We start from the raw sequence: 21394 nt of genomic DNA, 5'->3' as shown, positions 1-21394 counted from the left end.
CTTAACGCCAATCTCAGGAGGCCTACATGGATATGACCGTGCTCTCGCGCCTCCGCAGCCAGAACATTTGGCGTCTGGCTTAGGCGTTTCGCGGTTTCACGCAAACTCTTCCTTTTCTGATCCATTACGTGGCCGACACGCGGCCATGCTGTCTTGAATTTTCGCCGTCCGGCCCAAGGTTCGCATTGTGCGCACGGGGCAGGACGGTCGTCCGATTTACGGAGCTATTTCCATGTTCTCGTGGTTCGAACGGCGTATCAATCCCTATCCGGACGAAACGCCTGCGCTGCCGCCCTCCGGCCTCTTGGCCTTCCTTTGGCATTATACCAGACCGGTCTGGCCGTGGCTGGTCCTGATGTCGATCCTCACGACGTTGATTGCCGTCGGGGAAGTGGCGCTCTTCCAGTTCCTCGGCGATATCGTCGACTGGCTGTCAACTGCCGATCGCGAGACTTTCCTCGCGACCGAATGGCCGCGGCTGCTGATGATGGGGCTCGTCGTACTGATCGGCCTGCCGGTCGTGGCGGGTCTCAACGCGCTCATCATGCACCAGATCCTGATGGGTAATTTTCCGATGATCGCCCGCTGGCAGATGCATCGTTTTCTGCTGCGTCATTCGATGACGTTCTTCGCCAACGAGTTTGCAGGCCGCGTCTCCACCAAGGTGATGCAGACGTCGCTCGCCATTCGCGAGACGGTGATGAAGGTGCTCGACGTCTTTGTGTACGTCGCGATCTACTTCATCTCAATGATCATAGTCGTTGCCAATGCCGACTGGCGGCTCGTCATCCCGCTGGTCGTCTGGATGATCCTCTATGCCGCGATCGTGGCCTATTACGTGCCGCGGCTGAGGACGATTTCGGCCGAGCAGGCGGATGCCCGCTCGCTCATGACCGGCCGCGTGGTCGACAGCTACACCAACATCGCCACGGTCAAGCTGTTTTCCCATGCCGGTCGCGAGGAGAGCTACGCCAAGGATGCGATGAACAGCTTTCTGGAGACGGTGCACCGGCAGATGCGCAAGGTCACCAATTTCCAGGTGCTGGTCTACCTCATCAACTGCGTGGCGCTCTTCGTTGTCGCGGGCATGTCCATCTGGTTCTGGTTGGCGAGTGCGATTTCGACCGGCGCCATCGCGATCGCGATCGGGCTCACGATGCGCATCAACGGCATGTCGCAGTGGATCATGTGGGAAGTCTCGGCCTTGTTCGAGAATATCGGCACGGTCTATGACGGCATGGCGATGATGACCAAGCCGCATGATGTGGTGGATCGGCCGGATGCTGCGGGCCTCGCCGCGAAGAAGGGGCATATCCGCTACGAGAACATCCGCTTCCACTACGGCAAGACGAAGGGGGTTATCGACGACCTCAGTCTCGACATCCCCGCTGGTCAGAAGGTCGGTCTTGTCGGGCGCTCCGGCGCCGGAAAGACGACACTGATGAACCTTCTCTTGCGCTTCTACGATCTGGAGGGCGGCCGCATCACCATCGACGGCCGGGATATTTCGACAGTGACGCAGGACAGCCTGCGCGCGCTGATCGGGGTGGTCACGCAGGATGCTTCGCTCCTGCACCGGTCGATCCGCGACAACATCGCCTACGGCAAGCCGGAGGCGAGCGATGCGGAAGTGATCGAGGCGGCAAAGCGGGCGAACGCGTGGGACTTCATCGAAGGGCTCGTGGACATGCAGGGACGCAAGGGTCTCGACGCGCATGTCGGCGAACGCGGCGTGAAACTCTCTGGCGGCCAGCGGCAGCGCATCGCGATTGCCCGCGTCTTCCTGAAGGACGCGCCGATCCTGGTGCTCGACGAGGCGACTTCGGCGCTCGACAGCGAAGTGGAAGCGGCGATCCAGGAAAACCTCTTCGCCCTGATGCAGGGCAAGACGGTGATCGCGATCGCCCACCGGCTGTCGACGCTCACTGAGATGGACCGGCTTATCGTGCTTGATCGGGGCCGGATCATCGAGACCGGCACGCATCAGGAACTGGTCGCGTCGGGCGGCATCTATGCCGACCTCTGGAATCGCCAGTCGGGTGGGTTCATCGGCCATGAGGTGCCGGAAGAAGAGGCGGCGGAGTAATCCGCCGCCGTTTCGATTGTTCATCTCAAAGGGTCAGCCGACGTTAAAAAAATGTAACCCGCCATCCTCCCCTTTTGCTTTGCCGGTTGCCGGAATCCGCCTATATCCGAGCTATGACAAGCTGGCTGTTCCGCACGTTCGAGAACTGGATCAAACCATTTGACAGGCGGGACGATCTCAAGCCGCCTGAAAACGTATTCGCATTCATCTGGTTCTATATTTCCCAAGCCAAGGCTCCGTTCCTGGTCATGCTCGTCCTTGGCGGGCTCACGGCTGCGATCGAAGCCGCGTTGTTCTGGTTCGTGGGCCGTCTCGTCGATATTCTCGCGACGGTGAAACCCGGTGACGGTTGGCATGGATTGCTTGCACAGCATGGAGCCGAACTGTTCGGCATGCTTGTGCTGATCGGCGTCATCCGCTTCCTGGTCACGCTTCTGACGGCATTGACGGATCAGCAGATCATAACGCCCGGGTTTTACAACCTCGTGCGTTGGCAGTCCTATCTGCATGTCGCGCGGCAATCGCTGACGTTCTTCCAGAACGATTTTTCCGGGCGGATCGTCACCAAGGTCTGGTCCGGTGGTCAGGCGGTGGGCGATCTGGTGACGTCGCTGATGGAAAGTGTCTGGTTCGTCTGCATCTATTCGGTTTCCATGCTGTTGCTCGTCGGCGGCCTGGACTGGCGGCTGGCCGTGGTCGTTTGCCTCTGGGTGTTCATCTTTTCGCTGCTCGCCCGTTATTTCGTTCCGCGCATACGTTATCATTCCCGTGAGACAGCCGAAGCGGCCTCGATGCTGAATGGGCGCATGGTGGACGCCTACAGCAATATCCAGACGCTGCGTCTCTTCGGTCGCGACGAGGCCAATGACCGCTATATGCGACAGGGCTTCGATATCTATCAGCGCACGCTGATCATGTTCACGCGCTTCATCACCGGAGTGCGGGCCTCGATGGCGCTTCTGTCCGGCGTGATGATTACCAGCATGGCAGCGCTCTGCATTCACCTGTGGCTTTCAGGCAAAATCAGCGCGGGCGCCGTGGCCTTCACCCTGGCGCTGGTGCTACGTCTCAACTTCCTGCTCGGAAGACTCATGACGCAGTTCAACGGCATCATGCGCAATTTCGGAACGGTGCAAAACGCCGCCGAGCTTATTTCGCAGCCGATCGGGCTTGTGGATGCGCCGAACGCGACCGAACTTGTCGTCAAGCGGCCGGAGATCCGCTTCGAAAACGTCAGCTTCCACTATGGCAGGAAGGGAGGCGTGATCGACAATCTCTCCCTCACCATCCGGCCGGGCGAGAAAATCGGCATTATCGGGCGCTCAGGGGCCGGCAAGTCGACGCTCGTCAACCTGTTGTTGCGCTTCTACGACCTTGAAGGCGGGCGCATTCTGATCGACGGGCAGGATATTTCAGAGGTCACACAGGAATCCTTGCGCGCCCGGATCGGCATGGTGACGCAGGATGCATCGCTGCTGCATCGCTCAATCCGCGACAATATCCTGTTCGGTCGGCCGGATGCGACGGAAGCGCAATTGCTCGACGCCGCAAGCAAAGCAGAAGCCGATAAATTCATCGCTGCGCTTGAAGATCAGCGTGGCCGCAAGGGTTTCGACGCACATGTGGGCGAGCGGGGCGTCAAGTTGTCGGGCGGCCAGCGTCAGCGTATCGCAATCGCCCGCGTCATGCTCAAGGATGCGCCCATCCTGGTGCTGGACGAGGCGACCTCGGCGCTCGATTCCGAAGTGGAAGCCGCAATCCAGTCCAATCTCGAACGGCTGATGCAGGGCAAGACCGTCATGGCGATCGCCCACAGGCTTTCCACCATCGCCGCCCTCGACCGACTCATCGTTATGGACGAAGGCCGGATCATCGAGGAAGGCAGCCATGACGAACTCATTGCGCGAGGCGGGCTTTATGCCGAGCTCTGGGCGAGGCAGTCGGGCGGTTTCCTCGCCGCCGATGCGGCGCAATAGGTCTAATCCCCGCTGCCGGCGCCGGTGATGGCGATTTCGGCTATGAGCCCGTAATGGTTCGAGCCATGTGCATCGGGAATCTGTGTCACCGACTTTATCTTCAACGGCGTCCGAACATAGACGTGGTCGATCGGCACGCCGAGCCTGCCGGCTCTGATCGGCCAGGTGGGCGGTTCCCATCCCCCGGTCTTGAGCGTCGTGATGCGCAGAAAACGGCGCATGTTCGGCGCTAGGCTCGACGCATTGAAATCACCGGAAAGAAGCAGGGGACCGGTCGTTTCGGCAATTGCCAGAGCGGCCCGGTTCAGTTCGAGCGAGTGGAAGTTGTCGAAATATGGCTTGGTCGTATGGATGCCGACAAAATTGATCGTCCGGCCTGCGACGGTGACCTTCGCCAGGATGAAACGTTCCGGGAAGATATCGCTGAGCGTCCGCACCTGAGGCGACTCAATCGGGACCTTGGACAGCATAAGCTGGTCGCAATCCTGGATGAGGATGCCGCATCCGATCCGGTAGGGATAGGTTTGCGCGAGTTCATTCATATGAACGCGCAGCGGGGCCGCCTCCATGATATTCACCAGATCAGCACCCGACGACAGGATCGTGCGGGTGATATTTTCTGCATTTTCATAATTGTCGTTGAGGATGTTGAAGGACATTAGCCGGAAGGTCGGCGCAGCGGCGTCGGACGCGGTCATCGGCTCTGCGAACTCGCGACTGATCAGCACGGCATGGCCCGTGAAGAGCAGTGCTGCAGCAAAAAGCAGCCAGACGAGGAAGTGCCGTTTCACAACAAGGGCAATCAGCATCGCGACGACACACATTGCCGCCGCGTGCAGCTGCAGGCTGTAGAGCGTGGCCAGAATCCAATGGGGATGGATGTAACGGGTGCCGATCGCGGCAAGCACAAGCGACACGATGACGCAGATGGCAACCGATATTGCTTGTCTCATTCAGGTCTGTCCGGAACGGCCGCCTCTTGTCGTGCGCCCGACCTATCACGAGGCCCGGTTTGTTGCAATGCGGCATCCCGCGATGCGGTTAACGCTGGACGCTGCATTTCTGCGTTTTTTTTGGCTCGGCCTGTCTTTGCGGGGCCAGGTGCCAGATTTTCGCCTCGCTTGCGAGGCTCTCCACACCCACGTTTCCTGCGGATTGGAAAGCCCTGGGTTTTCCTGCGATAAACTGGCTTCAGGCCCTTGCCAAGGCTGGACATATTTTGCGATCAAGCATAGAAGGCGCCGGATTGCCGGGGAATCTGTGTTGGAATTGTGTTCAGACGAGATTCGCCGGCCTTTCGGGGGCTATGCGATTTCGCGAATTGCGTGAGAGGATGATTGAGCCGTGAGCGAGCACGACACACATAGCGAAACACTGGGCGAGCCTACTCGCCGTGATTTCCTTTACCTGACGACAGGCATGGCCGGCGTCGTCGGCGCGGTTTCGGTTGCCTGGCCGTTCATCGACCAGATGCGGCCCGATGCTTCCACGCTCGCGCTCGCTTCGATCGAGGTGAATGTCGGCGCTATCGAGCCGGGCATGTCGCTGACCGTCAAATGGCGCGGCAAGCCGGTCTTCATCCGCAATCGCACGCCCGAGGAAGTCGCGGCCGCTGCGTCCGTTCCGCTTAGCGAACTCAAGGACCCGATCGCGCGCAACGCCAACCTGCCCGCCGACGCTCCAGCCACTGGTGCCGACCGCTCGGGCGGCGAGGGCAAGGAGAACTGGATCGTCATGATCGGCTCCTGCACTCATCTCGGCTGTATCCCGCTCGGCCAGTCCGGCGAATACAATGGGTGGTTCTGTCCGTGCCACGGGTCGGTCTACGATACGGCCGGCCGTATTCGCAAAGGTCCGGCTCCGGAGAATCTCGCCATTCCGAATTTCGCGTTTAAGTCCGACACAGTCATTCAGATCGGGTGAGGGGTTCTTATAAATGAGCGGTCATTCCACATATCAGCCGTCGACCGGCATCGAGAAATGGATCGACTCGCGGCTTCCGCTGCCGCGCATGGTCCATGACAGCTTTGTCTCCTATCCCGTTCCCCGGAACCTGAACTACGCCTATACTTTCGGCGCCATGCTGTCGGTCATGCTGGTGGTGCAGATCCTCACAGGCGTGGTTCTGGCCATGCACTATGCAGCCTCGACCGGCCTCGCCTTCGACAGCGTCGAAAAGATCATGCGCGACGTCAATCACGGCTGGCTACTGCGTTACATGCATGCCAACGGTGCATCGTTCTTCTTCGTCGCCGTCTATCTGCATATCGCCCGCGGCCTCTACTACGGCTCCTACAAGGCGCCTCGCGAGATATTGTGGATCCTCGGCGTGGTGATCTACCTGCTGATGATGGCGACCGGCTTTATGGGCTACGTGCTCCCCTGGGGCCAGATGTCCTTCTGGGGCGCCACCGTCATCACCGGCTTCTTCTCGGCCTTCCCGCTGGTCGGCGAGTGGATACAGCAGTTCCTGCTCGGCGGCTTTGCCGTCGACCAGCCGACGCTCAACCGCTTCTTCTCGCTGCATTACCTCCTGCCCTTCATGATCGCGGGGGTCGTCGTCCTGCATGTCTGGGCGCTGCATGTCACTGGTCAGACCAACCCGACCGGCGTCGAAGTGAAGACCAAGACGGATACTGTCGCCTTCACCCCCTACGCGACGCTGAAGGACGCACTCGGCGTGTCGGTCTTCCTGATCGCCTATGCCTGGTTCATCTTCTACATGCCGAACTTCCTCGGCCATCCGGACAACTACATCCCGGCTGACGCACTGAAGACACCGGCCCATATCGTTCCGGAATGGTACTATCTGCCGTTCTACGCGATGCTGCGCGCCATCACCTTCAATGTCGGACCGATCGATTCGAAGCTTGGCGGCGTGCTGGTGATGTTCGGTTCGATCATCATCCTGTTCTTCCTGCCCTGGCTCGACACCTCGAAGGTCCGCTCGGCTGTCTACCGTCCCTGGTACAAGCTGTTCTTTTGGCTCTTCGTCGCCGACTGCATCATGCTCGGCTGGCTGGGCTCGCGCACGCCGACCGACCTCTACACCCTGATGGCCCAATTAGGTACCCTGTACTATTTCGGCTTCTTCCTCGTGATCATGCCCCTGCTCGGCCTCTTCGAGACCCCGCGGCGCATCCCGAATTCGATTACCGAGGCGGTTCTCGAAAAGAACGCCAAGGCTTGACGATCCGCGCCGAAAAGGAATTGAGACAATGAAGAAGCTTGTGACAAGCATCGCGCTGATCGCCGCCCTGGGCTTTGGCGCAGGTTCCGCGGCTGCCGCCGAAGAGGGCGATCTCGCCGCCGCCGTCCACCATGCGGCGGAGGCCGGCCACTATCCGATCCTCAAGCCGGTTAGCCAGGATTGGTCCTTCGCCGGTCCGTTCGGCAAATACGACAAGGCTCAGCTGCAGCGCGGCCTCAAGGTCTACAAGGAAGTCTGTTCCGCCTGTCATTCGATGAAGCTGGTGGCTTTCCGCACACTGGAAGATCTCGGCTACTCGGAAGAGCAGGTGAAGGCTTTCGCAGGCGAATACGAAGTGCAGGACGGCCCGAATGGCGAAGGGGAGATGTTCACCCGCAAGGCCATCCCGTCCGACTACTTCCCGTCGCCGTTCCCGAACAACGAGGCTGCCGCTGCCGCCAATAACGGTGCCGCACCACCGGACATGTCACTGCTTGCCAAGGCACGCGGCGTCGAGCGTGGTTTCCCGCAGTTCATCTTCGACATGTTCACGCAGTATCAGGAAGGCGGTCCGGACTACATCTATTCGCTGCTGACCGGCTACCAGGAGCCGCCGGAAGGTGTGACCGTTGCCGAAGGCACGCACTTCAACCCGCATTTCGCCGGTGCCGCGGCACTTGCCATGGCTCCGCCGATCAGCGCCGACCAGGTGACGTATGATGATGGTGCTCCGCAGACGCTCGACCAGTACGCCAAGGACGTGTCGGCCTTCCTGATGTGGACCGCCGAGCCGCATCTCGAAGAGCGAAAGCGCACGGGCTTCATGGTCATGGTGTTCCTGGTGATCTTCACCGGCCTGATCTATCTGACGAAGAAGTCGGTCTACGCCAACAAGGAACACTGAGGCTTCGTTCTCAGAACTAAAAAGGCGGTCGCGAGACCGCCTTTTTTATTGGGTGAGGGGGCTCGAATTGATAGGATCGTCCTTCATCATCGTCCCATCAATCGTCCCAGGGTCTCATGTCTTTCAGAACAGATCTCGCCGCTTCCATCCGGTCGATTCCGGACTATCCGAAACCCGGCATCATTTTCCGTGACATCACGACATTGCTGGGTGACGCTGCAGCCTTCCGTCAGGCTGTGGACGAACTGGTCAAGCCCTATGTCGGCCTGGGCGTCGACAAGATCGCCGGCATCGAGGCACGCGGCTTCATCCTGGGAGGCGCGCTGGCGCATCAACTCTCGGCGGGCTTCGTGCCGATCCGCAAGAAGGGCAAGCTGCCGCATGAGACCGTCCGGATGGCCTACAGTCTCGAATACGGCACGGACGAAATGGAGATGCACGTCGATGCGCTGAAGCCCGGCGAGAAGGTGATCCTGACCGACGACCTGATTGCCACGGGCGGCACGGCAGAAGGCGCAGTCAGGCTGCTCAGGCAGCTGGGCGCGGAGATCGTCTCGGCTTGTTTCGTCATCGACCTGCCGGATCTTGGCGGCCGCAAGAAACTCGAAGCGCTTGGGGTTGAGGTCAGAACACTGGTGGAATTCGCCGGCCATTGAGAATTGGGCGGGCGAAGGCGCCTGCCGGCATACGCGCGCCTAGTCGAATTCCAGTACAGTGCCTTCATACCGCATCACGACGTCGCCATGCTGGTTCACGCCGTCGTTGACGGTCATGTTGATCCAGGTGCCGGGGCGCGAGGCCAGCGGGCGGCTTTCCGTCACGGAAATGGAATAGGTGATGCTGTCGCCGGCATAGACGGGCTTCAGCCACTGCAGCTTCTTGAAACCGGCAGAGGGGCCGAGTTTGGGCGGAGAGATCCCCTCGCTTTCGAGACGTGCTGCTTCCTTCGTCCAATAGGCGATGTAGGTCTTCATCCAACCGGCGCAGGTATGCCACCCGGACGCACAGAGACCGCCGAAGACGTAATTCCTTGCCGCGTCCGCATCGACATGGAAGGGTTGCGGATCGAATTTCTTCGCAAAGCGGATGATATCCTCGGCGGTGAAGGCGAGGGTGCCGGTGATGATCTTGCGGCCCGGCGGGGAGAGTTCGATCAGTCTCACGCCGCGTTCTCCTGTGCCTCGCGGAGCCGCATCATGATCGGGTTTTCGCCGCGCATCACCACCTCGCCGTGCTGGTTCTCCACCTCGTGCAGGAATTTCACAAGGCCGATGCCGGGGCGGGAGCGGAGAGGGCGGGATTCGAGCACCGTGGAACGGCCGGAAAGTGTGTCGCCGGCCAGTACCGGCTTCTTCCATTGCATGAATTCGATGCCGGGCGAGCCCTCCGACGACGAACGCGACAGCCAGCCGTCGAACATCATGCGCATGAACATGCTCGCCGTATGCCAGCCGGAGGCCGACAGACCGCCGAGGATGCTGGCCTTGCCCGCCGCCTCGTCGAGATGCATGGGCTGAGGATCGAACTCGGCTGCGAATTCGATGATCTCTTCGGCCGTCACCCGTTTCGTCGCGAGCGGGAAAACGCGGCCCTCAGCGAAATCCTCGAAGAAATACCGTTCCTCCATCATCGGCACCTCCGCCTCCCAGGTCAGGTGTTGAAGCGGAAATGGATGACGTCGCCATCCTGCACGACGTATTCCTTGCCTTCGTCGCGCGCCTTGCCGGCCTCCTTGGCGCCTACCTCGCCGCCATAGGCGATATAGTCGTCGTAGGCGATGGTAAAGGCGCGGATGAAGCCGCGCTCGAAGTCGGTATGGATAACGCCTGCGGCGGCAGGTGCCTTGGTGCCGCGTACGATCGTCCAGGCGCGGGTTTCCTTTGGGCCGACGGTGAAATAGGTGATCAGGTCGAGGAGGTGGTACCCGGCGCGGATGAGGCGGTCGAGGCCCGCTTCTTCAAGCCCGAGAGCAGACAGGAACTCCTTCGCCTCGTCTTCCGGAAGCTGCGCGACCTCGGACTCGATCGCAGCCGAGATGATCACACATTCGGCGCCCTGTTCCTTTGCCATGGCGGCGACGGCTTCGGTGTGCTTGTTGCCCGTCGAGGCGTCTGCCTCCGCGACGTTGCAGACGTAGAGAACCGGATGCGAGGTCAGAAGGTTGAGATCCTTCAGGATGCCAACCTCCTCGGTTGAAAGGGTCTTCAGGAGCAGCCGGGCGGGCTTGCCGTCGTTCAGAAGCTTGATCACGGCTTCCATCACCGGCAGTTGCGCCATGGAATCCTTGTCCTTGCCGGTGGCGCGCTTGCGGGTCTGCTCGACGCGGCGCTCAAGGCTCTCCAGATCGGCGAGCATCAGTTCTGTCTCGATCGTGTCGGCATCTCCGACCGGATCTATCCGTCCTTCGACATGGGTGATGTCGTCGTCCTCGAAGCAGCGCAGCACATGCACCACCGCATCGACTTCGCGGATATTGGCGAGGAACTTGTTGCCGAGGCCCTCACCCTTGGACGCGCCGCGCACCAGGCCGGCGATGTCCACGAAGGAGATGCGGGTCGGGATGATTTCCTTGGAGCCTGCGACCGCCGCAAGCTTCTGCATGCGCGGATCGGGAACCGCAACTTCGCCGGTATTCGGTTCGATTGTGCAGAAGGGATAATTGGCCGCCTGCGCCGCGGCCGTCTTGGTGAGAGCATTGAAGAGCGTGGACTTGCCGACATTCGGCAGGCCCACGATACCGCATTTGAAACCCATGGGTCCGGACCCTGTATCTTTGAAATTTTCGTTGCTGTGGCTATGGGGGAATGGGCGTGCCGGGTCAAGGGTTCGGCGGCAATAGAACATTCGATCACGCCGCGGTTGCTTGAAATATTCCGGTTGCGGTGCGATATAGCTCGCATGTCTCTTGTCAGGCGGACGTCATCAGGAGAAGCCGATGGCCGAAGACATCATCCTCAAACCAAAGACGATCACCAAGCCCAAGCTGGAGCGGCCGAAGCTCTACAAGGTCATTCTGGTGAACGACGACTATACGCCGCGTGAATTCGTCATCATGGTGCTGAAGGCCGTGTTCCGCATGAGCGAGGAGACCGGCTACCGCGTGATGATGACCGCCCACCGCATGGGCACATCCGTGGTCGTGGTCTGCGCCAGGGATATTGCCGAGACCAAGTCCAAGGAAGCGATGGACCTCGCCAAGGAGGCCGGCTTTCCGCTGATGTTCACGACCGAGCCTGAAGAATAAACAGGCTTGCGACGGCGAGGGGCGTGCTTGCCTATTTCTTCTTCACCCTGACGCCGAGCGATTCGGCAGTGATCCAGAAAACCGCATCCTGGGATTCGGCGGTTTCCAGCCACAGGAAGTCGAGATCGGGAAATTCCTCTTCCAGGATTTCACGGCCGGAGCCGATCTCGCAAATCATGCCGCCATCGGGATTGAGGTGTTTCGGCGCTTCCGCCAGCAGGCTGCGGACGATGTCGAGCCCGTCTTCACCGCCGTCGAAGGCCATGGCCGGCTCGGCTTGAAACTCCTCCGGAAATGCCGCCATCGCCTCGTGATCGACATAGGGCGGGTTGGTGATGATCAGGTCGTATTTCTTCTTTCCGAGCGGTGCGAAGAGGTCGCCCTGATGAAGGGTCACCTGGTCCTCGACATTATGTTCCGCGAGATTGAGCGCGGCGACTTGCAGCGCATCAAAGGAGAGGTCGACGGCATCCACCTCCGCATTCGGGAAAAATTTTGCGGCAAGCACCGCGAGGCATCCAGACCCCGTGCAGATGTCGACGGCGCTTTCGACGCTCAGCGGATCGGGCAGGAAGGAGGAGCCGTTCTCGCCGAGATATTCAGTGAACAGGATTTCACCGATATGGGAGCGGGGCACGATGACCCGTTCATCGACATGAAAGCGAACGCCCTGGATGTAAGCGCGACCGGTCAGATAGGAAGAGGGCTTTCTGGTGGTTACGCGCATCTCGATGCGTTCGGCCAGCAGCTTGCGCTCCGACGGCAGCAGGCGCGCATCGAGAAAAGGATCGAGCGCATCGATCGGCAGGTCGAGGGAGTCGAGGATCAGGAAAGCGGCATCGTCGCCGGCTGTCGTCGTGCCGTGGCCGAAGCTCAGGTTCGCCGCGTTGAAGCGGGAGATCGCATAGCGCCAGTAGTCGCGCAGCGTGACCAGTTCGGCAGCTATGTTATCCGTGTCGAGAGCGTTATTCATCTGGTGCTTTTCAGTTTCCGTCTTGCGTTGGGGGCTCGTAACCCCTCACTCACCCTTGCTGCCGAACATCTTCTTCAGCATCTCGGCCATGGGGCCGGTGGTCGGGATATTCGGTTTTGCGCCGCCGCGTGCCTGGTGGATGTGCGATTTACCAACAGGTTTCGGTTGCGGCGACTTCTCAGCTTTCGGCTTATCCTCGTCTGGCTTGCCACCGATCGCGAGCGCCAGCTTGTTCATGAGCTGCGAATCCTCTTGCCTCACCAGCATCTCGACATTGTCGGCCACCGCGTCGAGGAGGGGGGTGACCCAGGTCTGGTCGACCTTGGCGAAATCGCCGAGCACGTGGTTGTGCACGAGCTCCTTGGCCCCGGGATGACCGATGCCGAGACGCAGGCGGCGATAGTCCTTGCCCAGATGGGCATCCAGCGATTTGATTCCGTTGTGGCCGCCATGGCCGCCGCCCGTCTTGATGCGGGCCTTGCCGGGCGGCAGGTCGAGTTCGTCATAGATGGCGACGACATTTTGCGGGCCGAGCTTGTAGAAGCGCATGGCTTCGCCGACCGCCTCGCCGGAGAGGTTCATGAAGGTCTGCGGCTTCATCAGCAAGACTTTCTCGCCACCCAGTTCGCCTTCGGAAATCTCCGCCTTGAATTTTTTCGACCAAGGCGAGAATCCGGGTCGCCGCTGGATCGCGTCGACGGCCATGAAGCCGATATTGTGGCGGTTGCCCGCATATTTGGAGCCGGGATTGCCGAGACCTGCGATGATAAGCATGGAGAAATCCGTTCTGCGCTGATCGCCTTCACCAACGCGAAACGCCGGCAAAGTCAACCTGTTTCCGTGAGCGGCGTCGTCTATTGCGGTTCATCTATGCCGTAGCGCCTGAATATGGTGTCCTGAGCGCCTTTCCTGATCATCTCGTCGAGGTTTGCCTGCATCTTCGATATCAGCTCGTCCGGAACGTCCTTGTTGCAGGCTATGCCCAGACGCTGGTCGGAAAAGATCATGACTTTCTCGATCGGTGTTCCTTCCGCTTTCAGTTTCTCGTAGACGCCTTGCGACATCGGCATCATGTCGATGCGGTCACCGAGCAGTTTTCGGAGCGTAGTATCGAAGTCGGCACTCAGGTCGATCCGGGGAAAGCCGGAGTTCCTCAACAGAGCTTCCGTATAGTCTCCCCGATGGGTGCCGACCGTATATTGCCTGGCTTCCTCGATCGTGCTGGCATCGACCTTGGAGCCGGTATGCCGGATGAGAATGTTGCGGTCGATGAAAAGCGGCATCACCCATTTGAAACGAGGCTCGCGCTCCGGTGTGCGGGCGGCAGCGAAGACACAATGCATGGGCTGCGTCTCGGCAAGCATGATTGCGCGGGCCCAGGGCATGATCTCCATCACGAAGGGCGTTTCGACACCATGCATGATGATCTCGATCTGGTCGACGCCGGCGCCACGATAACTGCCGTCGGGCTCCCGATAGCTGAATGGCGGATAGGATTCGGTCGAAAACATGATGGGTTGTTGGGCAATGGCAGCCGGCGCGAAGCTGAGGCCGGCAAGAAGCAGCGATGCAGTCTTCATCTTTCCCCTCCAGACAAGCATGTAGCCATTTCTGACCCAGCATCTCGTCCGGGAAGGCGCTGGCCGCTAACCTGCCATGAACCTTGCTTCGGCCTGCCGGGCTGATAGGACCGAGAGCAGTTCGGAAATTTCCCGGGGCTTCGAAAAGAGATAGCCCTGAGCATAATCGATGCCCATCTGTCTCAGCAAGGCGCGCTGTTCTTCGGTTTCTACGCCTTCGGCGACGACCTTGCAGTTCATCTTATGGGAAATGGCGCTGATGCCTTCGATCAGCATCCGGTTCTTGCTGCCGATATCATCCGCCTTGTCGGTGAGCGAACGGACAAAAGACTGGTCGATCTTGACGATATCGACCGGGAAACGGCTCATATAGCTCAGTGACGAATAGCCGGTGCCAAAATCGTCAAGCGCAATACGGCAGCCGAAATGATGAAGCTCGTTGAGTATGGTGCGGATTTCCGGGTTGTCGTGCATCAACACCGCTTCGGTGATCTCTATCACAAGGCGCGACGGTTGCATGCCGTAATGACCAAGCAGGCCTGTCAGTCGCGCCAGCAAACCGGGCTCGAATTGCAGTGGCGAGAAATTCACCGCGACATATGCTTCTTCCATGCCGGGGAGACGAGAGACGCGCGCGAGGTTGGCCATCGCGTCTTCAAGGATGAGGTTGCCGATCTGACTGATCGAGCCGGTTTCCTCGGCAACGCTGATGATGCCGGCCGGTGACATCAGCCCCTTGCGCGGATGACGCATGCGCATGAGGGCCTCGAAGCCGGAAGGAATGCCGGTGTCGATATCGACGATCGGCTGGAAATGTGCCTCGAACCAGCTTGCGGCGATGGCGACCTCAATGTCGCTCTCGATCTCCGCGCGTTCACGCGTCTGGTCGAGGATTGCCGGGTCATAGACCTGTGCCCCGTTCTTGCCGTCGCGCTTGCGGGCATACATGGCCATGTCCGCTTTCTGCAGAAGTTCGGCGGCGCTGGCGGCGTGGCTGGGGTAGAAGGCGAGGCCGATGCTGGCGCTGAGCCGCACGCCGGTGCCCTGGATGCGGAAAGGCGCCTCGAACGTGTCGACGATCTTCTGGGCAAGCTCGGTCGCGCGGCGCTCGGTGCTTTCGCCAGCGATCAGTATGGCGAATTCGTCGCCGCCGAGGCGCGAGGCGCTGTCCGTATGGCGCAGCAGGGGGCGTGTCCGCTCGACGAACTGGCAAAGAACGCTGTCTCCGGCTGCATGTCCTAGATTGTCGTTGATTGCCTTAAAGCGGTCGAGGTCGACAAAGAGGCAGGCGACTTCCGTCCTGGTCTTGTCAGCTTCGCTGATCTTCCGGTCGAGCATGGCTTCGAAACCCTGGCGGTTCAGAAGTCCGGTCAGATGGTCGGAGATCGCCTGCTGATGGTTGCGCAGTTCCGACTGCTTGAGTTCGGTAACATCGGTCATGACGCTGAGCGAACCGGGCATGCTGGCTCCCGCAGCGCCCAGTTCCGTTTCGACAATCAGCACGTCCATCAGGCGGCCGTCGGCGCAAAGGAAGCGGACGGTGACTTCCATCGCCGGACCGTTTGATTTCCCCTGTGCCTTCCGCTGCCGATAGGTCTCCCGATCTGCGAAATCGACGAGATCCGGGAATGGGCGGCCGATGACGTCCTCGCGGCTATAGCCGGTGGCAAGAAGCCAGTAATCGCTGACCGCCGCGATCTGATCGTGGGGCGTGAGCGAAAACAGCATGGCCGGCGTCAGGTTATAGATTTCCGTCGTCTGCTGATGTGCCCGCTTGAGCTCGCGTTCCTCGCGTTCCAGCAGCGTCTGCATCTCGTTGAAACTTTTCGCCAGGCGCCCCATCTCGTCGTTCGAACGCCAGTCGACGTGGTGGCGCGAGCCTAGCCGCCGTGTCGCCTCGATCGCGGCCGTCAGCCGCAGCAGGGGCTTGATCACCATTACGCGGTTACCGAGGATCGCCACACCGAAAACCGTCAGAATGGCGATGATGAAGATGGAGATGAAGGCCATTTCCATCTGGTGTAGCGCCGAGAACCATCCGAGTTCGGGCACATAGACGGTAATATTGCCGACATCCCGCATGCCCTGCGGCGACTTGTAGACGATAGGCTCGGAGATCGATTTCAGACCGCGGAAATCAGCGGGATTCACATCCACTTCGGAAATATTCAGCTTGCCCGTGCTGTCGTTGATCTGCACCCCCTGAATAGCAGGGTCGGCAACGAGCATGGATGCGATCTGGTGGATGCTATCCGTATCGAGTTCCCAGAGCGGCTTGCCAAGCGCCTGAGAATTGGTGACCAGCACGAGATTGACGTGCTCGCTGAGGTTTTTGGCAGCCTGTTGCGAGGAAAGCGCCAGAAACAGCGTGAACAGCGGTGCGACGACGACCAGAAGCGCGCCAGAAATGATCGCGATAAAACGGCTCTCAACGGAACGACTCATCCGTCTTCCCTGCAATATATCTTCCGGTTGATGCCGGATTGTCCCCTCATACTGAAGCAGTGAGCATAGTTTCACGTATTCATTAAACTTCACTGAAACGAATATGCCAAGATTTGAAAGAGTTGCGGAAATAGCGTTGCGATATTTTGTTTTGCGACCAATAGAAAACCCGCCTTCTCGCGAAGGCGGGTTTCAAGATCAAACATTTTGCTTTGATTTGCTTATTCAGCTTCGGAAGCAGATGTTTCTTCCTGGGCTTCCTCAACGCCGCCGGCCGGAGCAACGATGGTCGCGATGGTGAAATCGCGATCGGCGATGACCGGGCGAACACCCTTCGGCAGGTTGACGGCGGAAATATGGATGCTGTCGCCGATCTTGGCGCCGGTGAGGTCAACCGTGATGAATTCCGGGATGGCGTTTGCCGGGCAATGGAATTCGACCGCGTGACGAACGATGTTGAGAACGCCGCCGATCTTGACTGCGGACTTCTCCTCGTTGACGAAGTGAACCGGCACTTCGACGGTGACGTCTGTATCGCCGGAGACGCGCAGGAAATCCACGTGCATGGTGAAATCACGGACCGGATCGAGCTGGTAGTCTTTCGGCAGGACCTGAATCTTCTGGCCGTTGACATCGATCGTTGCAATGGTGGTCATGAAACCGCCGGCATGGATGCGCTTCGTCACTTCATTGGTCGAGAGTGCGATCGCGAGGGGGGCCTGCTTGTCACCATAGATGACAGCGGGAATGAAACCGTTGCGGCGAAGTTCACGGGAGGACCCCTTACCTACCCGTTCGCGCGCCTCGGCCTTGAGCTCGTAAGATGCGTGGCTCATGGCATGTCCTTTCGAGGTTGTTTGGAGAGTTTTCCGCAAGCGCTGGCCGCTGCGTCAAACCGAAGGCACCAGGTGCACTTCATCCGCGTTGCCTCCAAGGGTGTCTACGCGGACGGGCGGGCTATAATACAACAGGGTTTGGAGTGCAAGCTTTTCAGCCCGGAAAGGCACGGGCTCAACTTGACTTCCCGAACCCATCTTCCAAATTGGCCCGTGATTGAACAAGGGAAGGGCTGTGCATGAAAAGAACCTTGATCGCGACCGGTTTGGTAGCGGCGTTTTCGATCTATCCCGTGCAAGCGGCGGAGATCGACGATCGGGGCGCCCGCATGCTCAAGGACAATCTGAGCCATTTCCTGCCGGATTCCGTGCGCGGGGGCGGCTTTCTGACCGTGAGGCCGGCCGGTGACCGTTACGAGGTCACCTACGACATCGCCAGGCTTATTGAGGCGATCGACAAGAAAAATTTCACAGTCTCGGGCCTGACGCCGTTCACTCTCTTCGCGGCGCCACTTAATAATGGCCAGTGGAAGCTGAACAGCGACAGCAACATGAATTTCTCCGTGCAGGGCAGGGCGCCCGACGGGAAGCCGACCAGCTTGACCTATTCCGTCACGGATGCCGTGTTTTCCGGCATTTTCGATCCGGCAATCAGCTATCTGCGCTCGGGCGAGGCGACATCCGGTCCGATCCGCATGGTGTCGAAAAGCGGAACGGAAGAGATCGAAGCAAGCTTTGCGGGCATGAACTATTCCCTCGGTGCGATGAATAGCGCGACCGCCGGAGCTACGGATTTTCACGGCACAGGGTCGTTTTCGAGGTTCTACGAGCGGATCGCCACTCCACAGGCGCCTCCGATGCAGATACGCGCCGAGAGCCTCGATTTCGATGTCGGTGTCGAGGGCGTGGTCGCGCAAAATATCCAGAAACTCATCTCTTTCACGCTGGAACTGGTCAAGGATGAACGGCCCTCGGAAGCCGAGATCACAGAGCTGAAGGAACTCATCCGCAGTGCGATGCCGTTCTTCACGTCGCTTTCGGAGAAAATCGCGTTCAACAAGTTCACCGTGGCAAGCCAGGTCGGTGATATCGGCGTCGATAAGCTCAACTATTCGCTGACGGTGACGGAGCCCTCCGAGGCGACGCGCATCGGCATCGGTCTTGGCGTGGAGAAGATTTCTACACCGTCCGGTCTTGTCCCGGAAGTCTATGCCCGGCTGGTGCCTGATATGGCCGAGATGGAAGTCGGGATCGCCGCTCTCAATTTCACGCGCTTTGTGGATACCTTGATGGAGATGGATCTCTCGAAGCCTGGACCATTGCCGGAGGCAGAAAGCGAGCGTCTGGGCAAGGCGATCCTCGATGACGGCCAGCTCACGATCGATTTTCCGAAAATCGTTGCCAGATCGTCGCTCTACGATGTCGAGGCGTCAGGTGAGATCAGCGGCTACCCGGACCAGAAGGACCGCTACAATCTCGAAACCTCGATCCTCGCCCGCGATATCGACAGATTGATCCAGTATTTCCAGGGGGCAGCCAAGGTCGATCCACAGTTCAACCAGGTTTCCTTCGCCATCATGATGGCAAAAGGAATGGCGAAAACCGAGCCGGACGGGCGGCTGCGCTGGGATATCGCGTTCGAAGACGGCAAGACGCTCAGCGTCAACGGCCAGCCGATCCAGTAAGTCAGGTATTCGCGGCTTATCGCCGGGGCTCTCCACCCGGCGCATAGACGCTTTTCTGCTCGAAGCGGAATTTGTGGCCGCATTGGCCGCAGCGCAGCATGTATTTGCGCGGGTCGGTGGAGGCGAACTCCGTGAAGAAGCCAAGCGGCAATTCATCGATATGGAAATCGCGATTGCCCTGCCGCTTGTCATCCGTTTCGGAGACTTCGGCAAAACCGGTGTTGCCGCACTGGGAACATTCGAGTTTTCGGGAATAGCGGTCGCGTGCGGCCATACGGAACTCCTTGGAACGGCGCTTAACTAACCGAAGCCGCGCCGCAAAGCAAAACGCCGGAACAGCTGTTCCGACGTTTTGCCGATCAATTTTTCACTTGCTCCTTGTCCGCTTTCAGCGGCGGCACTCGCCGGAAGCAACAACGCCAAATCCGGCATTGGCAGCTTCGCAGGCATTCGGAAAAGTCTGTGTCCGCGATCCCCTTTGACCGCAGACCGGGCGGTATTCGCGCGTGCAGAAGCCGGACTGTTCAGGCCTTCCGGGACGATCCGGCCTGTCGGGACGACCAGGCTGGTTCCAATCCGGGCGATCAGGACGATCAGGGCGGCCCGGCGGAGGAAGCGGTCCCGGCTGGCGACGGCATTCGCCGGAGCTCACGATACGGTAGCCGCGCCCACGCGCCTGGCAGGCATTGCCGAAGGTTTCAAAGCGCCCGCCGCGCTCGCCGCAGACCGGCCGATATTCCATCGTGCACATTTGCGGTTGCGGCTCGGGTCGTGGGGGCCGCGGCGGAGGATAATAACCTCCGGGTCCCAGGCCGCCCTCGACGCAGCCTGAAAGCATCGGAATAAGCAGGAACAGGGCCAATCTCCTCGATTGTCCGGAAAAGGAAACCATAGCGACTCACTCCTCGTTGTGCGCACGAGGAGCTTATCGGAACATGTTTTACCGAAAAAGGTCAGTCGAACAGGCTGGAGACTGACGATTCCATCGCCGTGCGGTTGATCGCTTCGCCAAGCAGGCTGGCGGTGGTGATGACACGGATATTGGGAGCCGATTGCACCGCGGTCGTCGGCTGGATGGAGTCGGTGATTACCAGTTCGCGCAGCTTGGAAGCGGCGATACGGGCAACCGCGCCGCCCGACAGAACGCCATGGGTAATATAGGCCGTGACGCTGGTAGCGCCGTTCTTCAGCAGCGCCTCGGCAGCGTTGCAGAGCGTGCCACCGGAATCGACGATGTCGTCGATCAGCAGACAGTCCTTGCCGGAGACGTCACCAATGACGTTCATGACTTCGGATTCACCGGCACGCTCGCGGCGCTTGTCGACGATGGCAAGCTGACATTCTATACGCTTGGCGAGCGCACGGGCACGCACGACGCCGCCGACATCCGGCGAAACGACCATGACGTTGTTCAGGTCATAGTGTTCCTTGACGTCGCGGGCGAGGATCGGCACCGCGAAGAGGTTGTCGGTCGGGATATCGAAGAAGCCCTGGATCTGGCCGGCATGCAGGTCGAGCGTCAGCACGCGATCGGCACCGGCCTCGGTGATCAGGTTGGCGACGAGCTTGGCGGAAATCGGCGTGCGGGGGCCGGCCTTGCGGTCCTGGCGGGCATAGCCGAAATAGGGGAGGACGGCGGTGATGCGCTTGGCGGAAGACCGCCGGAACGCATCGATCATGATCAGCAGTTCCATCAGGTGGTCGTTGGTCGGAAAGGACGTCGACTGGATGACGAAAACGTCTTCCCCGCGTACATTCTCCTGGATTTCAACGAAGATTTCCTGGTCTGCAAATCGCCTTACACTGGCTTTTCCGACTGGAACATTGAGATAGCTGCAGATCGCGTCGGCGAGGTGCCGGTTCGAATTGCCTGCGAAAACCTTCATTGCGGTCCGCCTGTTTTGAAGCTGGATGCGGGCCTTTTACCGCTGCCCGCCCCGAATGCAATAGCGTTTTGTGCCTCACCACGGTTTTTTGTGAAGAAACTATGACCGGTTGCTTATAGAGCCACTAGTGTGACGTCCCAGAGATTATGACTCGTTGAGCAAAGGTATTGGATAAGACTTTGCCATCTTTTCGCGGGCTTGGTCTGTCGAGAACATCCATCGGATTTGAGCGCCACTTTCGGTTCGACGCCGCTCCCAGGCGTCAACCTCGGATTTGAGCAAGTCGCGGTTGTCGATACGGCGGTCAAGACACTGTCGGCGCATGACGCCGATCTCGATCTCGGCCATATTGAGCCAGCTCGCGTGGCGGGGCGTGTAGTGGAATTCCAGACGTCGCAAGATCCGACGCGCCTCGGCGGCCGGGAAGGTCTGATAGACAGCGGAGGCCGTGTGGGTTGATAGGTTATCCATCACGACACGGACCCGGTTGGCGCCGGGATAATCGAGGTCGACCAGGTCGCGCATGCAGACGGCGAAGTCCTCGTTGGCGCGCCGATCAGTGACCTTGACCTTGCGCCATGACCTATTG

Annotated in this window: 21 protein-coding genes; 8 read left to right on the top strand and 13 right to left on the bottom strand. The window is 59.6% G+C overall.

The annotated features are described in order from the left end of the window. The first annotated feature begins 232 nt into the window (after positions 1–232). Positions 233–2086: an ABC transporter ATP-binding protein gene (locus J2046_RS17650; protein WP_210054034.1), complete on the top strand. Its 1854-nt coding sequence runs from the start codon at positions 233–235 to the stop codon at positions 2084–2086. A gap of 113 nt (positions 2087–2199) precedes the next feature. Continuing rightward, positions 2200–4062, top strand: a complete 1863-nt coding sequence (locus tag J2046_RS17645; protein WP_210054032.1) for an ABC transporter ATP-binding protein — start codon at positions 2200–2202, stop codon at positions 4060–4062. 2 nt (positions 4063–4064) lie between these two features. On the opposite strand, the gene J2046_RS17640 is transcribed toward J2046_RS17645, so the two are convergent. Then, on the bottom strand, positions 4065–5015 hold the full coding sequence (locus J2046_RS17640) for an endonuclease/exonuclease/phosphatase family protein (protein ID WP_210054030.1): 951 nt from the start codon (positions 5013–5015) through the stop codon (positions 4065–4067). A gap of 391 nt (positions 5016–5406) precedes the next feature. Here J2046_RS17640 and petA point away from each other — a divergent pair, with 391 nt between their 5' ends. The 4 genes from petA to J2046_RS17620 all read left to right on the top strand — a co-directional run bounded on the left by petA (position 5407) and on the right by J2046_RS17620 (position 8812). Next, entirely contained in the window at positions 5407–5985 is a 579-nt protein-coding gene (gene petA / locus J2046_RS17635) for a ubiquinol-cytochrome c reductase iron-sulfur subunit (RefSeq protein ID WP_210054028.1), read from the top strand. Positions 5986–5998: 13 nt separating this feature from the next. Further along, positions 5999–7252 (top strand): cytochrome b, encoded by a 1254-nt coding sequence (locus J2046_RS17630; RefSeq protein WP_210054026.1) that lies wholly within the window; start codon positions 5999–6001, stop codon positions 7250–7252. Between the two features lie 28 nt (positions 7253–7280). Continuing rightward, a complete protein-coding gene (locus J2046_RS17625; protein WP_210054024.1) occupies positions 7281–8156 on the top strand; it encodes a cytochrome c1 in 876 nt (291 codons plus the stop codon). A 116-nt stretch (positions 8157–8272) separates the two neighbouring features. Next, a complete protein-coding gene (locus J2046_RS17620) occupies positions 8273–8812 on the top strand; it encodes an adenine phosphoribosyltransferase (RefSeq protein ID WP_210054022.1) in 540 nt (179 codons plus the stop codon). A 39-nt stretch (positions 8813–8851) separates the two neighbouring features. On the opposite strand, the gene J2046_RS17615 is transcribed toward J2046_RS17620, so the two are convergent. The 3 genes from J2046_RS17615 to ychF are packed head-to-tail and all read right to left on the bottom strand — an operon-like array spanning position 8852 to position 10910. Then, positions 8852–9319 (bottom strand): MaoC family dehydratase, encoded by a 468-nt coding sequence (locus J2046_RS17615; protein ID WP_210054020.1) that lies wholly within the window; start codon positions 9317–9319, stop codon positions 8852–8854. Further along, positions 9316–9786 carry a MaoC family dehydratase gene (locus J2046_RS17610; RefSeq protein ID WP_210054018.1) on the bottom strand — a complete coding sequence of 157 codons (471 nt, stop codon included), beginning with the start codon at positions 9784–9786 and terminating at the stop codon, positions 9316–9318. Before J2046_RS17610 ends, J2046_RS17615 begins: the two co-directional genes overlap by 4 nt. A 20-nt stretch (positions 9787–9806) precedes the next feature. After that, positions 9807–10910, bottom strand: a complete 1104-nt coding sequence (ychF, locus tag J2046_RS17605) for a redox-regulated ATPase YchF (RefSeq protein WP_210054016.1) — start codon at positions 10908–10910, stop codon at positions 9807–9809. A 181-nt stretch (positions 10911–11091) separates the two neighbouring features. Between ychF and clpS the strand changes: the two genes are divergently transcribed. Beyond that, positions 11092–11400: an ATP-dependent Clp protease adapter ClpS gene (clpS, locus tag J2046_RS17600; protein ID WP_210054014.1), complete on the top strand. Its 309-nt coding sequence runs from the start codon at positions 11092–11094 to the stop codon at positions 11398–11400. A 31-nt stretch (positions 11401–11431) separates the two neighbouring features. Here the strand turns inward: clpS and prmB are convergent, their stop codons facing one another. The 5 genes from prmB to J2046_RS17575 all read right to left on the bottom strand — a co-directional run bounded on the left by prmB (position 11432) and on the right by J2046_RS17575 (position 17234). After that, on the bottom strand, positions 11432–12373 hold the full coding sequence (prmB, locus tag J2046_RS17595) for a 50S ribosomal protein L3 N(5)-glutamine methyltransferase (RefSeq protein ID WP_210054013.1): 942 nt from the start codon (positions 12371–12373) through the stop codon (positions 11432–11434). A gap of 45 nt (positions 12374–12418) precedes the next feature. Further along, entirely contained in the window at positions 12419–13147 is a 729-nt protein-coding gene (gene pth, locus J2046_RS17590) for an aminoacyl-tRNA hydrolase (protein WP_210054011.1), read from the bottom strand. A gap of 80 nt (positions 13148–13227) precedes the next feature. Next, complete coding sequence (locus J2046_RS17585; RefSeq protein WP_210054010.1) at positions 13228–13953, bottom strand: substrate-binding periplasmic protein; 726 nt, start codon at positions 13951–13953, stop codon at positions 13228–13230. Positions 13954–14019: 66 nt separating this feature from the next. Continuing rightward, the gene (locus J2046_RS17580) at positions 14020–16398 is read right to left on the bottom strand and encodes an EAL domain-containing protein (RefSeq protein ID WP_210054007.1); all 2379 of its coding nucleotides are present in this window, start codon (positions 16396–16398) and stop codon (positions 14020–14022) included. A gap of 221 nt (positions 16399–16619) precedes the next feature. Beyond that, positions 16620–17234, bottom strand: a complete 615-nt coding sequence (locus J2046_RS17575) for a 50S ribosomal protein L25/general stress protein Ctc (RefSeq protein ID WP_210054006.1) — start codon at positions 17232–17234, stop codon at positions 16620–16622. 239 nt (positions 17235–17473) lie between these two features. On the opposite strand from J2046_RS17575, the gene J2046_RS17570 reads away from it, so the two are divergent. Next, positions 17474–18919, top strand: a complete 1446-nt coding sequence (locus J2046_RS17570; protein WP_210054004.1) for a hypothetical protein — start codon at positions 17474–17476, stop codon at positions 18917–18919. A gap of 16 nt (positions 18920–18935) precedes the next feature. Here the strand turns inward: J2046_RS17570 and J2046_RS17565 are convergent, their stop codons facing one another. The 4 genes from J2046_RS17565 to J2046_RS17550 all read right to left on the bottom strand — a co-directional run. Continuing rightward, a complete protein-coding gene (locus J2046_RS17565; protein WP_210054002.1) occupies positions 18936–19193 on the bottom strand; it encodes a hypothetical protein in 258 nt (85 codons plus the stop codon). A gap of 114 nt (positions 19194–19307) precedes the next feature. Then, a complete protein-coding gene (locus tag J2046_RS17560) occupies positions 19308–19661 on the bottom strand; it encodes a Kazal-type serine protease inhibitor domain-containing protein (protein WP_233470011.1) in 354 nt (117 codons plus the stop codon). A gap of 211 nt (positions 19662–19872) precedes the next feature. After that, on the bottom strand, positions 19873–20805 hold the full coding sequence (locus tag J2046_RS17555; RefSeq protein WP_037148006.1) for a ribose-phosphate pyrophosphokinase: 933 nt from the start codon (positions 20803–20805) through the stop codon (positions 19873–19875). A gap of 144 nt (positions 20806–20949) precedes the next feature. After that, the coding region (locus tag J2046_RS17550) for a transposase (RefSeq protein ID WP_210054000.1) at positions 20950–21394 on the bottom strand (445 nt) is incomplete at its 5' end.

Source organism: Neorhizobium petrolearium (genome assembly GCF_017873175.1).
GTDB classification, from domain to species: Bacteria; Pseudomonadota; Alphaproteobacteria; order Rhizobiales; family Rhizobiaceae; genus Neorhizobium; species Neorhizobium petrolearium.
Note: the sequence above shows the minus strand (reverse complement) of the source record. Positions and strands in the feature narration are given on the sequence as shown.

What these genes read in the sequence shown, in the direction of transcription:
- J2046_RS17650 (WP_210054034.1), top strand. Translation starts at nt 233, where the DNA reads ATGTTCTCGTGGTTCGAACGGCGTATCAATCCCTATCCGGACGAAACG.
- J2046_RS17645 (WP_210054032.1), top strand. Translation starts at nt 2,200, where the DNA reads ATGACAAGCTGGCTGTTCCGCACGTTCGAGAACTGGATCAAACCATTT.
- J2046_RS17640 (WP_210054030.1), bottom strand. Translation starts at nt 5,015, where the DNA reads ATGAGACAAGCAATATCGGTTGCCATCTGCGTCATCGTGTCGCTTGTG.
- J2046_RS17630 (WP_210054026.1), top strand. Translation starts at nt 5,999, where the DNA reads ATGAGCGGTCATTCCACATATCAGCCGTCGACCGGCATCGAGAAATGG.
- J2046_RS17625 (WP_210054024.1), top strand. Translation starts at nt 7,281, where the DNA reads ATGAAGAAGCTTGTGACAAGCATCGCGCTGATCGCCGCCCTGGGCTTT.
- J2046_RS17620 (WP_210054022.1), top strand. Translation starts at nt 8,273, where the DNA reads ATGTCTTTCAGAACAGATCTCGCCGCTTCCATCCGGTCGATTCCGGAC.
- J2046_RS17610 (WP_210054018.1), bottom strand. Translation starts at nt 9,786, where the DNA reads ATGATGGAGGAACGGTATTTCTTCGAGGATTTCGCTGAGGGCCGCGTT.
- ychF (WP_210054016.1), bottom strand. Translation starts at nt 10,910, where the DNA reads ATGGGTTTCAAATGCGGTATCGTGGGCCTGCCGAATGTCGGCAAGTCC.
- clpS (WP_210054014.1), top strand. Translation starts at nt 11,092, where the DNA reads ATGGCCGAAGACATCATCCTCAAACCAAAGACGATCACCAAGCCCAAG.
- prmB (WP_210054013.1), bottom strand. Translation starts at nt 12,373, where the DNA reads ATGAATAACGCTCTCGACACGGATAACATAGCTGCCGAACTGGTCACG.
- pth (WP_210054011.1), bottom strand. Translation starts at nt 13,147, where the DNA reads ATGCTTATCATCGCAGGTCTCGGCAATCCCGGCTCCAAATATGCGGGC.
- J2046_RS17585 (WP_210054010.1), bottom strand. Translation starts at nt 13,953, where the DNA reads ATGAAGACTGCATCGCTGCTTCTTGCCGGCCTCAGCTTCGCGCCGGCT.
- J2046_RS17580 (WP_210054007.1), bottom strand. Translation starts at nt 16,398, where the DNA reads ATGAGTCGTTCCGTTGAGAGCCGTTTTATCGCGATCATTTCTGGCGCG.
- J2046_RS17575 (WP_210054006.1), bottom strand. Translation starts at nt 17,234, where the DNA reads ATGAGCCACGCATCTTACGAGCTCAAGGCCGAGGCGCGCGAACGGGTA.
- J2046_RS17570 (WP_210054004.1), top strand. Translation starts at nt 17,474, where the DNA reads ATGAAAAGAACCTTGATCGCGACCGGTTTGGTAGCGGCGTTTTCGATC.
- J2046_RS17565 (WP_210054002.1), bottom strand. Translation starts at nt 19,193, where the DNA reads ATGGCCGCACGCGACCGCTATTCCCGAAAACTCGAATGTTCCCAGTGC.
- J2046_RS17560 (WP_233470011.1), bottom strand. Translation starts at nt 19,661, where the DNA reads ATGGAATATCGGCCGGTCTGCGGCGAGCGCGGCGGGCGCTTTGAAACC.
- J2046_RS17555 (WP_037148006.1), bottom strand. Translation starts at nt 20,805, where the DNA reads ATGAAGGTTTTCGCAGGCAATTCGAACCGGCACCTCGCCGACGCGATC.